Origin of the sequence: Paraburkholderia sediminicola (genome assembly GCF_046026895.1) — a bacterium.
Classification (GTDB): domain Bacteria; phylum Pseudomonadota; class Gammaproteobacteria; order Burkholderiales; family Burkholderiaceae; genus Paraburkholderia; species Paraburkholderia sediminicola_C.
Genome location: NZ_JAQQEU010000064.1, coordinates 1 through 12,106, shown reverse-complemented (window position 1 = coordinate 12,106; position 12,106 = coordinate 1). Strand labels below are relative to the sequence as shown.

The 12,106-nt window shown below is 62.2% G+C and carries 13 protein-coding genes; 4 read left to right on the top strand and 9 right to left on the bottom strand.

Annotated features, from left to right (window positions below; all coding sequences use genetic code 11):
- The first annotated feature begins 98 nt into the window (after window positions 1-98).
- Window positions 99-299: a hypothetical protein gene (locus PQR02_RS30670; RefSeq protein ID WP_408240506.1), complete on the top strand. Its 201-nt coding sequence runs from the start codon at window positions 99-101 to the stop codon at window positions 297-299.
- A gap of 153 nt (window positions 300-452) precedes the next feature.
- On the opposite strand, the gene hppD is transcribed toward PQR02_RS30670, so the two are convergent.
- A complete protein-coding gene (gene hppD / locus PQR02_RS30665) occupies window positions 453-1,550 on the bottom strand; it encodes a 4-hydroxyphenylpyruvate dioxygenase (RefSeq protein ID WP_408240503.1) in 1,098 nt (365 codons plus the stop codon).
- Window positions 1,551-1,718: 168 nt separating this feature from the next.
- Between hppD and PQR02_RS30660 the strand changes: the two genes are divergently transcribed.
- Window positions 1,719-2,219, top strand: a complete 501-nt coding sequence (locus PQR02_RS30660) for an Lrp/AsnC family transcriptional regulator (RefSeq protein WP_408240500.1) — start codon at window positions 1,719-1,721, stop codon at window positions 2,217-2,219.
- Between the two features lie 82 nt (window positions 2,220-2,301).
- Here PQR02_RS30660 and PQR02_RS30655 read toward each other — a convergent pair whose 3' ends face one another.
- The 8 genes from PQR02_RS30655 to paaA form a co-directional block, all read right to left on the bottom strand.
- On the bottom strand, window positions 2,302-2,970 hold the full coding sequence (locus PQR02_RS30655; protein WP_408240497.1) for a GNAT family N-acetyltransferase: 669 nt from the start codon (window positions 2,968-2,970) through the stop codon (window positions 2,302-2,304).
- 222 nt (window positions 2,971-3,192) lie between these two features.
- On the bottom strand, window positions 3,193-3,819 hold the full coding sequence (locus PQR02_RS30650) for a TetR/AcrR family transcriptional regulator (protein WP_408240494.1): 627 nt from the start codon (window positions 3,817-3,819) through the stop codon (window positions 3,193-3,195).
- 21 nt (window positions 3,820-3,840) lie between these two features.
- A complete protein-coding gene (locus tag PQR02_RS30645) occupies window positions 3,841-4,653 on the bottom strand; it encodes a DUF1835 domain-containing protein (RefSeq protein ID WP_408240491.1) in 813 nt (270 codons plus the stop codon).
- 145 nt (window positions 4,654-4,798) lie between these two features.
- Complete coding sequence (paaE, locus tag PQR02_RS30640; RefSeq protein ID WP_408240488.1) at window positions 4,799-5,887, bottom strand: 1,2-phenylacetyl-CoA epoxidase subunit PaaE; 1,089 nt, start codon at window positions 5,885-5,887, stop codon at window positions 4,799-4,801.
- Window position 5,888: 1 nt separating this feature from the next.
- On the bottom strand, window positions 5,889-6,431 hold the full coding sequence (gene paaD, locus PQR02_RS30635; protein WP_408240485.1) for a 1,2-phenylacetyl-CoA epoxidase subunit PaaD: 543 nt from the start codon (window positions 6,429-6,431) through the stop codon (window positions 5,889-5,891).
- A gap of 7 nt (window positions 6,432-6,438) precedes the next feature.
- On the bottom strand, window positions 6,439-7,242 hold the full coding sequence (gene paaC / locus PQR02_RS30630) for a 1,2-phenylacetyl-CoA epoxidase subunit PaaC (RefSeq protein WP_408240482.1): 804 nt from the start codon (window positions 7,240-7,242) through the stop codon (window positions 6,439-6,441).
- 8 nt (window positions 7,243-7,250) lie between these two features.
- Window positions 7,251-7,535, bottom strand: a complete 285-nt coding sequence (paaB, locus tag PQR02_RS30625) for a 1,2-phenylacetyl-CoA epoxidase subunit PaaB (protein ID WP_007179854.1) — start codon at window positions 7,533-7,535, stop codon at window positions 7,251-7,253.
- A gap of 200 nt (window positions 7,536-7,735) precedes the next feature.
- Window positions 7,736-8,734, bottom strand: coding sequence for a 1,2-phenylacetyl-CoA epoxidase subunit PaaA (gene paaA, locus PQR02_RS30620; RefSeq protein ID WP_408240479.1), 999 nt, complete (start codon window positions 8,732-8,734; stop codon window positions 7,736-7,738).
- Between the two features lie 226 nt (window positions 8,735-8,960).
- On the opposite strand from paaA, the gene PQR02_RS30615 reads away from it, so the two are divergent.
- The gene (locus tag PQR02_RS30615; RefSeq protein WP_408240476.1) at window positions 8,961-10,583 is read left to right on the top strand and encodes an NAD(P)/FAD-dependent oxidoreductase; all 1,623 of its coding nucleotides are present in this window, start codon (window positions 8,961-8,963) and stop codon (window positions 10,581-10,583) included.
- An 87-nt stretch (window positions 10,584-10,670) separates the two neighbouring features.
- Window positions 10,671-11,942 (top strand): SGNH/GDSL hydrolase family protein, encoded by a 1,272-nt coding sequence (locus PQR02_RS30610; protein WP_408240473.1) that lies wholly within the window; start codon window positions 10,671-10,673, stop codon window positions 11,940-11,942.
- Window positions 11,943-12,106: the final 164 nt, after the last annotated feature.

The window sequence follows — 12,106 nt, the reverse complement described above, 5'->3', positions numbered from 1 at the left end:
AAATCCCTGTCTAACCCGGCACCTGTGAGCAATGTCTACGCAACGCTCCGCATTCGGCGGAGCTTCACGACAACAGGGCAGTTAGAAAAGGAGTACGCATGAACACCAGAAACATCCAGACTTTCCTGATGGTCTCTGCCGCATTTTTCGCCATGAGCGCGCCGGTGCGCTCGGACCCGGGCAGCCCAGGGGCCTTCTCCAACGCCGTTACCCGGACAGCGCAGGTCGCGCCCGCACGCATTGCCATGGAGCGCGTCTCGCGTGCCACCAAGTCGGACGAGGAAAGCCAGAATTCGTGATGTGCCGCTGAGGCGGTACGTCGGTTGATAACCGGTCGTTGGTTCTATTCGAGGCAACGGCGTCAATGAAAAGGGCGAGGATCTTGCGATCCTCGCCTTTTTCATTTTGGTTTCATGGCGCCAAGTTTCCGCGCAACCGGCGGCCGCTTCTCGTCAGACTTTGTCCTGCACCACGCCGCGGCGAATCTGATCCAGTTCAATCGATTCGAACAGCGCCTTGAAGTTGCCCTCGCCGAAGCCCTGGTTGCCCTTGCGCTGAATGATCTCGAAGAAGATCGGACCGATCTGGTTTTCGGTGAAGATCTGCAGCAACAGGTCGTCCGGCGCGCCGTCGATCAGAATCTTGCGCTTGCGCAGTTCTTCGAGCGGCTCAGCGTGATTCGGCACGCGGCGGTCGACCAGTTCGTAGTAAGTGTCGATCGTGTCGAGCAGCGAAATGTTCGCCGCGCGCAAACCGTCCACCGTGCGATAGATGTCCTGAGTGCCGAGCGCGATGTGCTGAATCCCTTCGCCGTGATACGCGTCCAGATATTCCTGAATCTGGCCGGCGGTCTCCGAGCCTTCTTCGTTGATGGGAATGCGGATCTTTCCGCATGGCGAGGTCATGGCCTTCGACTTCACGCCCGTCACCTTGCCCTCGATATCGAAGTAACGCACCTCGCGGAAGTTGAACAGGCGCTCGTAGAACTCCGCCCATTCCTGCATGCGGCCGCGATGGACGTTGTGCGTCAGGTGGTCGATGTAAGTCAGACCGTGGCCGACCGGGTTCGGGTTCGCGCCCGCAATGGGTTCGAAGTCGACATCGTAAATGTCGATGTTGCCGATGCTGCTCGGCTCGGCGCCGTTCTTGCCGCGCCAGCGGTCGACGAAGTAGATCAGCGAATCGCCGATGCCCTTGATCGCCGGGATGTTCAGTTCCATCGGGCCGGTCTTGTTGTCGAAGCCCCACGCGCCTTTTTCCAACGCCTGCTTGTAGGCCTTGGCCGCGTCCTGGACGCGGAACGCGATCGCGCAGATCGACGGACCGTGCAAACGCGCGAAGCGTTGCGCGAAGGAATCCTGTTCCCCGTTGACGATGAAGTTGATCTCGCCCTGGCGATACAGCGTCACGTTTTTATGACGATGCCGCGCGACAGCGGTGAAGCCCATCTGTTCGAACAGCTTGCCAAGCGCTTTCGGGTCCGGTGCGGTGTATTCGATGAATTCGAAGCCGTCGGTGCCGACCGGGTTTTCCCAAGTTGAAACCTGCATATGTGTCTCCTGTTGTGCGCGGGCGATAGCGCGAGCGGGATGGCGATTAGGTGCGGCTTGATGACGCAAAGTTTAAAGTCCGGCCTGCGCCGAAAACTTGCGAATTTAATCGCGTACCGATACGATTGCGCTGTTTTCTAGCTCAAATTTCACAACGGACGGCAGAAGATGGCGAATGCAGAGATTGACGCGATCGACAGGCGCATTCTGGCAATCCTTCAGGAGAATGGACGGCTCTCCAATCAGGAGATCGCCGAGCGTATCAATCTGTCGCCGAGTCCGTGCCTACGGCGGATTCGTCGGCTGGAAGAAAGCGGCGTGATTCGCGGCTATGTCGCGCTGCTCGATGCTAAGCGGCTCGGACTCGACCTGCTCGCCTATGTCAATGTGCGGCTGGAGAAGGGGGGCGGTTGGGCGCTCAGTCCACGTTCGGGCGAAGCCACGCACGCAGATCTGTTTCGCGCGGCGGTTCAGACCTGGCCGGAGGTGGTCGCGTGCCACGCGATGACCGGCGAGATGGACTACCTGCTGCGCGTCCAGGTGGAGGACATGGCTCACTTTTCGCGCTTCATGCAGGATCAGTTGCTGCACCATCCGTCGGTGATCGACGTGAAAACCAGTTTCTCGCTGGAAAAGATCAAGGAGACGACCGCGTTGCCGATCGTGTGAGCACCGGCGCGGGGGCGGGCAGGGAGCAAAGAAAAAGGGCAGCCTCATGGCTGCCCTTCATCATTTCCCCGTAGCGTTTCTTTCAGGCTGCAACGGCCGTTGGCATGAATGATTCGAACAACTTCGACGCCTGGCGCGCCTGGCGCTTGAGCGCATAGTCGAATACGGCGGCCTGCTCTTGCAGCATCTCAGCAATGATGCTCGATTGGTCCGCCGGCGGGAGCGTCAGATAAGCGTCGGCTTCGCCATACGCGTATTCGATCTTCATGCCGGCCTTCTTCGCGATATGCATCATCGTCGAGTTGCGCGACAGGCAGTGCATGTAAAGCATCGTGACGTGCGTGTTGCGGCTGCGGATCGCGGCGCGCTCGAAGAGCTTCGAGCCGATACCCTGGCCGCGAACACTTTCCAGCACCGACACGCCGAATTCGGCCGTGCGCTTGTCGCCTTCAGCAGGCAGATAGGCAAGGTGGCCGACGCCGGTGAGTTCCAGGTTGTAGCCGAACACGCCGAAAACTGTGTCGCGCTTGAAGTCGATCGCCCGGACGTAGTTTTCGATCACGTGGTTCGGCACGACCTGGCCGAAGCGCAGCAGGCGGTCGTTTTCGTCGAGCGCGAGGAAGTGGGTCAACAACCGTTCACGGTCGACAACGGTGAGTTCACGGACCAGAGCTGGTGCGTGACCAGTTGGCTGCGACAAGCCATCGTGCGGGACGATCGGCCGGGCGGCGTGTGGGTGCATCAGGTTCATGGTCGGGTTCTCCTTTTAGTCGAGCGGCGTGCTGCACCGCAAAAGCGATTTTAACGGAAACCGCAATCGATCACTAGGGAAAACCCGTATCAAAATTTGAAGAGAATGCCTAAAACCTTCACGCCCTGTTTTTAATTAATTGATTTTTAACAATAATAAAAATTGAACGAACGTTCTCGATGTGGCGCTCTATGTCAGTAAACGCCAACGCGGCGGGGCATTCTATTGTTGCTCTGCGTCATTTGAGCGCACCGGCCTTAGCCCATGTTCCACCATGCCGACCACCTGTTCGGCGAATTCGCGGTAACCCATCCGACCGTCCGGCTTGAGCCAGGTGAACGTCCAGTTGATCATGCCGAACACCATCATGGTGAGAGCCGTCTGATTTTCGCGGGTCGCGCGCTCCGGATAAGCGCGCGACAGCTGTCGCGCGAAAGCCGCGACGACATCGCGCTGGCGGTTCAGGATTACTTCCCGCTGGGTGTCGACCAGATATTTGACGTCGTTCAACAGCGCGACGTGCCGGCTATGGGACGTTTCATACTCGGACAGAAAGGCCCGGATCAGCTCGGCGAAGGTCTCCCGCTCGCTGAGGCCGCGCCGCTGACTCGCGCCTTCCACTTCGGCGATGATCAGCATCAGCCGTTTCGTGTAGCGGTCCAGCAAGTCGAACAGGATCGCTTCCTTGCTCGCGTAGTAGTGGTACAGGCGTGCTTTCGACGTGCCGCTCGCGGCGGCCAGATCGGCCATCGAAGTGCTGGGATAGCTGGTCTGGGCGAATTTTGCCGCCGCCAGTTCGAGAATCTGCTCGCGTTGAGTTTCGTGGTCGGGGGCTCGAGTGCGGGCCATAGTCGTCGTTTTGTAGTGTTATTAGTTTGCGCAGGGCGCAAGCGCCGCGCACAGCTCCAACGTGCGCCATGCGCTGACGTCGCCGCGTAATCTGATGCGCCGGCTCGCGGCCATTTCGCGCAGACGCCATAGCAACACGATGTCGCTGACCAGAAACCCGAGTTCGGCGGCCGTCAACTCGGCGGCGACGCGCGCCGCGGGCTGCCAGTGTTCGGTCGCGTGTTCGAGAAGCTGCGCGTCCAGTTCGGCAAAACTGCCGCTCGTGAAAGTGTTGTCGCGCCAGCGCCGCGTCTCGCCGTTCGCCTGTTTGACTTCCTGCCATTCGAGCGCCAGCCGGCTGATGCGCAGCACGGAAATCGGCGCGGCGTCCGGCAAATGCGCCTGCAACACCGCAGGCGCAAACATGCCGACCGACGTCGCGCGATCCCGCCGGCTGTGCGCCCATGCGCCCGGATCGGTGAGGTCGCGAATCGACAGGCGGACCTCGTTCAGGCGCTGCGGGCTGTTGCGCAGGTGGTAGCACACGCGGCGCAGCATCAATTGATCGGCTGCGCTTTCTGCGTGCCAGACCACCAGATTCGATTCGCCGCGTCCGATATTGTCGAGCGCCGTTGCCTGGTCGCGGAATTCCCGCTGGAAATCACGCCGGGTATCCGTGCTGACGCGATCCCAGAAGTCCGCGCGCACGTCCGCCACCTCGTCGATGCCGCGTAAAGGGCCGACCGCCAGATCGTCGCGCAGCGCATACACGTCATCGTCGCGGCCCGCAGCGTGGAGCGCGGCGCGCAATGACTCGGCGGCGACATCGCCGTTAGTAAGGTGAATCGTGCTCATTGGCGGTGGCTTGCAGTGCAATGACAAAAGGGGCCGCTCGGCGACCGGAACCGAATTCCGATCGCGAGCGGCCCCTAGTGTAAGCGGATCGCGATGCCGCCGAAAGCGTTGCCAGTGTGACGCCAGGACAACCGGCGCGGGCGGCTCAGCGTTCGTCGTAGCTCACCACCACGCGGTCGCTGAGCGGATGGCATTGGCACGTCAACACGAAACCGTCGCGAATTTCGTGTTCTTCGAGCGTGTAGTTCTTTTCCATCTTCACTTCGCCTTCGAGCACCTTCGCACGGCAGGTGCAGCAAACGCCGCCCTTGCACGCGTAGGGCAGCGCGAGGCCGGCTCGCAGGCCCACATCGAGCACGCTCACGCCCTGATACGGCAGACGCAGCTTGCGCCGTTTTCCGTCGAGCACGATTTCGAGGTCCGCGGCCGGCGTGTCTTCCGTGATCTCGACCGGCGGCACGCCCGCTTGCGGCAACGGCGAGCCGAAGCGCTCCACGTGCACTTTTTCGGGCGGCACGCCGGCGGCCTTCAATGCGGCTTCGGCGGCGTCCATCATCGGGCCCGGGCCACAGATGAAGGCTTCGTCGATCGCGTCGGCGGGCAACAGGTTGTCGATGAAGGCCGCGCACTTTTGCTGATCGAGCACTCCGTTGAATAGCTCGACGTCCTGCAGATCGTCGGAGAGCACGTGATAGAGCACGAAGCGGTTCATGAAGCGGTTCTTCAGATCTTCGAGCTCTTCCGCGAACATGATCTGATCGACACTACGGTTGCCGTACACGAGCGTGAAGGTGCTGCGCGGCTCGACCTCGAGCGTCGTCTTGATGATCGCCAGCACGGGCGTGATGCCCGAGCCGCCCGAAAACGCAAGGTACTGCTGACCTTGCTCGGCGTTCAGATGGGTGAAAAAGCGACCGTCCGGCGTCATCACGTCGATCGTGTGGCCGGGCTGCAGCGTGTCGAACGCGAAATTCGAGAAGCGCCCGCCACGCACGCGCTTGATGCCGATGCGCAGTTCGCCGTCGCGATCGTAGTCCGTGACGCCGACGCAGATCGAATATGAGCGGCGCGTTTCCTCGCCGTCGATGTGCGTCTTCAGCGTGACGAACTGGCCTTGCGTGAAGCGATACTGGTCGCGCAGCTCGACCGGGACTTCAAAGGCGACCGAGACCGCGTCGGCGGTTTCGGGCCGCACTTCGCGGATACGCAGCGGGTGAAATTGCGGGGTGGCCATATCAGTATGGTTTGAAGTAGTCGAAGGGTTCGTGGCAATCGAGACAGCGGTACAAGGCCTTGCAGGCGGTCGAGCCGAATTGCGCGACACGCTCGGTATGCGCGGAGCCGCAACGGGGACAGGACGGCGCCGGCAGCGCCCGCGGCATGAAGCGCAGCACTTTTTCCTGCGACGGCCCTGCCGAACCGCAACTGCCCGTCGGCGGCGCGATGCCGTAGGCACGCAGCTTCTCGCGGGCCTCGGCGGTCATCCAGTCTGTGGTCCACGCCGGTGCGAGCACGGTGGCGATCCGATACGGCTTGAGTTCCGCCACGTCGAGCGCGTGCGCGACATCCTCGGCAATCTGCGACATCGCGGGACAACCGGAATAGGTCGGCGTGATCACGACTTCGAGCGTGCCGTCGGCGGCGCGACGCACGTCGCGCAGAATCCCGAGCTCACGGATCGACACCACCGGGATCTCCGGGTCGGGCACCGTTTCGAGTACAGCCCATGCGTGTTCAAGCGCGGCGTCGGTCGTGTGTGTGGCAGTCGAAGTCGTCATCGTCGGATTACCAGTTGGCGCCGGGATGCTGGCGTGCGAGGCTCTGCATTTCAGCCAGCACGAAGCCCATGTGCTCGGAATGTTCGCCGTGTTTGCCGGTCGTGATGTGCTTGACCGCTTCGGGCAGCGTCAGCGTGGCTTCGTCGAGCGTGGCGCGCACGTCGTCGAGCCATGCCGCCTCCAGATCGGACGTGCGTGGACCAATGCCGGCCGCGGCGATCGTCTCTTCCACGCTGTCCGTGCTGAAAAACTCGCGCGTGTATGGCAGCAGGTAGTTCAGCGCGTCTTGTGCGCGGGGGTGCGATTCCTCGGTCCCGTCGCCGAAACGGATCAGCCACTCGCGCGCGTGATGCACGTGATAGCTGGTTTCCTTGATCGACTTCGACGCGATGGCCGCCAGTTGCTCGTCGGTGGATGTCGTCAGCGCGGTCCAGAGATGCGCCATCAACGTCGAGTACAGAAAATTGCGCACGATCGTGACCGCGTAATCCTTCTCGGCTTGCGCGGTGCCGCACAGCGGCCCGAAATGCGGCAACTCGGCCAGCGTGTAGTTGGCGAACTCGCGTTCGGCGCGAAAGTACGCGTAGTCGTCTTCTGTACGGCTCCTGCCGGTGAGCTGCTGTTCGAGCGACGCGGCGTGCGTGTACAGCAGGCGCGCCTGGCCGATCAGATCGAGGCTCATGTTCGACAATGCGATGTCCTCTTCGAGGATCGGGCCGTGGCCGCACCACTCCGTATTACGCTGACCGAGGATCAGCGCGGTATCCGCGAGGCGCAGCACGTATTGGAGATGTTGGGGGGTGATGTCCATGGCCGCGCTTACATGTGGTTGACTTCGTCGGGGAGCGTGTAGAACGTCGGATGGCGGTAGATCTTGTCGCCGGCCGGTTCGAACAGTTCGGCCTTGTCCTCCGGAGCGGACGCCGTGATTGCCGACGACGGCACCACCCAGATGCTCACGCCTTCCTGGCGGCGCGTGTAGACGTCGCGCGCCATGCGCAGCGCCATCGGCGCGTCGGCGGCGTGCAGACTGCCGCAGTGTTTATGGTCGAGTCCCTGCTTGCTGCGCACGAAGACTTCCCAAATCGGCCATTCCTTGTTCATTGCTGATCTCCTGTGTCGACCGGAGTTAGCGCTTTAGCGCTTACTCCGGTCCCATGCAATCCTTGCGGTCGACCGGAGTTAGCGCTTTAGCGCTTACTCCGGTCCCATGCAATCCTTGCGGTCGACCGGAGTTAGCGCTATAGCGCTTACTCCGGTCCCATGAAAGACGGGTGCTGTTTCTTCCTGGCGCGCCCTGGTGGTCAGGCGGCGTGCTGTTGTGCGCGCTGGCGCTGCTTTTCGGCGTGGGCGAGCGCAGCTTCGCGTACCCAGGCGCCCTCGTTATGTGCTTTGACTCGGGTGGCGAGGCGTTCGCGATTGCAGGGGCCGTCGCCGTTTACGACACGCCAGAATTCTTCCCAGTCGATGTCGCCGTAGTCGTAGTGGCCGCGCGCCTCGTTCCATTTGAGGTCGGGATCGGGCAGCGTGACGCCGAGAACCTTGGCCTGGTCGACGGTGGCGTCGACGAATTTCTGGCGCAGGTCGTCGTTGGAAATGCGCTTGATGCCCCATTTCGACGACTGACTGCTATGGATCGAGTCCTTGTCGCTCGGGCCGAACATCATCAGCACCGGCCACCACCAGCGATTCACCGCTTGCTGGACCAGCTCACGCTGCGCTTCGGTGCCGGACATCATCGACATCAGCGCGTCGAAACCCTGGCGCTGGTGAAACGACTCTTCCTTGCAGATACGGATCATCGCGCGGGCATACGGGCCGTAGGTGCAACGGCACAGCGGGATCTGGTTCATGATCGCTGCGCCGTCGACCAGCCAGCCGATCACGCCGACGTCGGCCCACGTGGGCGTCGGGTAATTGAAGATGCTCGAATATTTGGCCTTGCCGGAATGCAGTGCGGCGATCAGTTGATCGCGCGACACGCCGAGCGTTTCGGCAGCGCTATACAGATAGAGGCCGTGACCGGCTTCGTCCTGAACTTTGGCGAGCAGAATCGCTTTGCGTTTCAGGCTCGGTGCGCGCGTGATCCAGTTGCCCTCCGGCAACATGCCGACGATTTCCGAATGCGCGTGCTGCGAAATTTGCCGCACCAGCGTCTTGCGGTACGCGTCAGGCATCCAGTCCTGAGCCTCGATCTTGCCGTCGGCGGCCATCACCGCATGGAACTGTGCCTGTGCGGGCGAACTTGCGTCCGCATCGAGCGGGGCGACATTGCCGGGAATATCCAGGGATTGCGTGTACATGGGGACGCTCTCTGCGGAAGTTGTCTGGGTTTGCGTAGTATAAACCAACCGACCGGTCGGTTAATAAATTTTTTGACCGTGGTCGATCGCGTCGATAGGGGCTAGACGGGGCTGCTTCCGGGTCGTTGCGACGGCGGATTCGTCGGCGTCTGCGCCCCTTGCTGACGCTTAACCTATAAAATTGCGAATTGGCCGCGATTTGCGGCCCACCTGCATCCCGGTACTCATGTTACGTCTAAGCGAAATCAAACTCCCGCTCGATCATCCCGACAGCGCCCTCGAAGCCGCCGTCCGCGCGCGCCTCGCGGAACTCGGTGTGGCCGGGGACGGGCTTATCCGATACACCGTGTTTCGCCGCGCGCACGACGCGCGCAAACGCGCCGACATCAAGCTCACTTACATCGTGGACGTCGAGGTAACGGATGAAGCGGCGGCGCTCAAGCGGCTCGCCGACGTGCCGCACTGCGGCGTGACGCCTGACATGACGTACCGCTTCGTCGCCAGGGCGCCCGCGCAATTGGCCACGCCGCGGCCGGTCGTGATCGGCATGGGTCCGTGTGGGCTGTTCGCCGGCTTGATCCTCGCGCAGATGGGCTTCCGGCCGATCATCCTGGAGCGCGGTAAGGCCGTGCGCGAGCGCACCAAAGACACTTTCGGGCTGTGGCGCAAGTCGGTGCTAAATCCGGAGTCGAACGTGCAGTTCGGCGAGGGTGGCGCCGGCACGTTCTCGGACGGCAAGCTATATAGCCAGATCAAGGACCCGAAGCACTACGGCCGCAAGGTGCTCGACGAATTCGTCCGTGCCGGCGCGCCGGAGGACATTCTGTATCTGAGCCGGCCGCATATCGGCACGTTCCGGCTGGTCAGCATGGTCGAAAAGATGCGCGCGACCATTTACGAGCTGGGCGGCGAGGTGCGGTTCGAGACCCGCGTCGAGGATATCGACATCGACGGGGGTAAGGTGCGCGGATTGAAGCTGTCGACCGGCGAGACGTTGCGCTGCGATCATGTCGTGCTGGCGGTCGGTCACAGCGCGCGCGACACCTTCCAGATGCTGCATGACCGCGGCGTCTATCTCGAGGCGAAGCCGTTTTCGCTCGGCTTCCGGATCGAGCATCCGCAGGGTTTGATCGATCGTAGCCGTTTCGGCAAATTTGCCGGTCATAAACAGCTTGGCGCCGCCGACTATAAGGTGGTGCATCACTGCAGCAACGGACGCGCGGTTTATAGCTTCTGCATGTGTCCGGGCGGCACCGTGGTGGCGGCGACTTCGGAGCCCGGGCGCGTAGTCACCAATGGGATGAGCCAGTATTCCCGGGCAGAGCGCAATGCCAATGCGGGGATTGTGGTCGGCATTACACCGGACGACTATCCGGGCGGTCCGCTCGCCGGCATCGCTTTCCAGCGTAAATGGGAAGAGCGGGCGTTCGAACTGGGCGGTGCCAACTATATGGCGCCAGGCCAGCTGGTTGGTGACTTTATTGCCGGGCGGCCGTCCACGTCGCTGGGTTCGGTCGTGCCGTCCTACAAGCCCGGTGTGCATCCGACCGACCTCAGCACCGCGCTGCCCGATTACGTGATCGAGGCAATTCGCGAAGCGCTGCCGCAGATGGACAAGAAAATCGCGGGGTTTGCGATGCATGACGCGGTGCTCACTGGGGTGGAAACGCGAACGTCGTCGCCGATTCGCGTGCGTCGCCGGGATGACTATCAGAGCATGAACGTCGAAGGGTTGTATCCGGCGGGCGAGGGTGCGGGATACGCCGGCGGCATCTATTCGGCAGCCATCGACGGGATCGAGGTCGCTGAAGCGCTTGCGTTGAATATGACTGGCGCGCAGGCGGCCTGATTTGGGCAGGGGCGGCCGGTCGCGGCCACCGGCTGTTGATGTTGTGATCGGGCACAATGCGCGTTTGGCCTCGAACCCATTACCCGAATGACCATTCGCTCTCTCGCTGCCGCATGTGGCACGGCGCTGCTTGTCCAATTTTCTATTTCCCCAGCGGTTTTCGCTGCCGACGCCCCTCCGTACTGGGTCGCCGCCTGGGCGACGGCGCTGCAACCCATCCCGCAGCGGTCCGACTTGCCGCCGTTGTACCGTGCGCCGGAAGTGGCCGGGCGCACCGTGCGGCAGATCGTCTATCCGACGCTGTCCGGAAAATCTGTTCGCGTCCACCTGAGCAACGAATACGGCAAAGTGCCGCTTGTCATTGAAGACTTGCGGATCGCGCGTTCGACGGGCGGCGGCGCCGCGGCCGGTGACGGCGCGGCACGCGTGACTTTTGGCGGCAAGAGCGCCGTCAGCATTCCGGCCGGCGCGGAGTTGGACAGCGACCCGGTTGCGATGGATGTCGCAGAAGGCGCGCCGTACGCAATCAGCGCTTTTATGGGACCGGAACAGCGGATTGCGGCATGGCACCGCGTTTCGAACCAAGTCAACTATGTTTCCACGCCGGGCAACCATGCAGCGGACGCCTCCGCGGAAGCTTTTCGCGGCCGGTTTACACAGTATGTCTGGGTGACCGGGTTATCGGTGGAGGCGGCTTCTTCATCGGCGGCGGTTGCGGCGATCGGCGATTCGATCACCGACGGCATGCGTTCCAGCTTGAACCAGAATCGTCGTTGGCCGGACGCGCTGGCCCGGCGGCTAGCCGGCTCCGGCGATCGTACGACCGCGATCGTCAATCTCGGCATCAGCGGCAATCGACTGTTGAGCGATTCCCCATGCTACGGCGATGCGCTCGCGAGCCGCTTCGAACGCGACGTTCTCCGGCGGCCCGGCGTCAAGACGGCGATCCTGTTGATCGGCATCAACGACATCAACTTCGCGGCGATGCCGGTCCGTAGCGGTCTCGATTGCGACTTTCCGCATACCTCGGTCACTGCCGCCGATCTGATTGCCGGCTACCAGCGGGTGATCTCCGCCGCGCGGCACGCCGGCGTGAAGGTGTTTGGCGCAACGTTGACGCCGGCGTCATTGCCGCCGGAGCGGGAGAGCATCCGTCTAGCCGTCAACCAGTGGATCCGCACCAGTCACGCTTTCGATGGCGTCGTGGATTTCGACGCGGCGCTGAGGGACCGGGTCCAGCCGGACCGCTTGCAACGCGCTTTCGACAGCGGCGACCACATCCATCCCAGCGATGCCGGCTATGCCGCGATGGCCGCGGCGGTTCCGGTGGACGCCCTTGTGAACTCGACCCGTAAGTGAGCCGCCAAAAAGACCTCACCAAATGCTTGTCACAAGGACGAAGCTCACCTATGATTCGGCCTCTCGTTTGCGAACGGGGGCCGCGGCGGAAACCAGCGGCTGTGGCGTCAGCAAGTTTTAAGCGAAAGCGAAAAAATCTTGTTGACGAAACGAAAAAGAGCCTT

Bases quoted from the DNA above. Each gene is read 5' to 3' on its own strand.
- PQR02_RS30655 (WP_408240497.1), bottom strand. From the start codon at position 2,970: ATGAACCTGATGCACCCACACGCCGCCCGGCCGATCGTCCCGCACGAT.
- paaB (WP_007179854.1), bottom strand. From the start codon at position 7,535: ATGAACAAGGAATGGCCGATTTGGGAAGTCTTCGTGCGCAGCAAGCAG.
- paaC (WP_408240482.1), bottom strand. From the start codon at position 7,242: ATGGACATCACCCCCCAACATCTCCAATACGTGCTGCGCCTCGCGGAT.
- paaA (WP_408240479.1), bottom strand. From the start codon at position 8,734: ATGTACACGCAATCCCTGGATATTCCCGGCAATGTCGCCCCGCTCGAT.
- PQR02_RS30670 (WP_408240506.1), top strand. From the start codon at position 99: ATGAACACCAGAAACATCCAGACTTTCCTGATGGTCTCTGCCGCATTT.
- PQR02_RS30610 (WP_408240473.1), top strand. From the start codon at position 10,671: ATGACCATTCGCTCTCTCGCTGCCGCATGTGGCACGGCGCTGCTTGTC.
- paaE (WP_408240488.1), bottom strand. From the start codon at position 5,887: ATGGCCACCCCGCAATTTCACCCGCTGCGTATCCGCGAAGTGCGGCCC.
- paaD (WP_408240485.1), bottom strand. From the start codon at position 6,431: ATGACGACTTCGACTGCCACACACACGACCGACGCCGCGCTTGAACAC.
- hppD (WP_408240503.1), bottom strand. From the start codon at position 1,550: ATGCAGGTTTCAACTTGGGAAAACCCGGTCGGCACCGACGGCTTCGAA.
- PQR02_RS30650 (WP_408240494.1), bottom strand. From the start codon at position 3,819: ATGGCCCGCACTCGAGCCCCCGACCACGAAACTCAACGCGAGCAGATT.
- PQR02_RS30645 (WP_408240491.1), bottom strand. From the start codon at position 4,653: ATGAGCACGATTCACCTTACTAACGGCGATGTCGCCGCCGAGTCATTG.
- PQR02_RS30660 (WP_408240500.1), top strand. From the start codon at position 1,719: ATGGCGAATGCAGAGATTGACGCGATCGACAGGCGCATTCTGGCAATC.
- PQR02_RS30615 (WP_408240476.1), top strand. From the start codon at position 8,961: ATGTTACGTCTAAGCGAAATCAAACTCCCGCTCGATCATCCCGACAGC.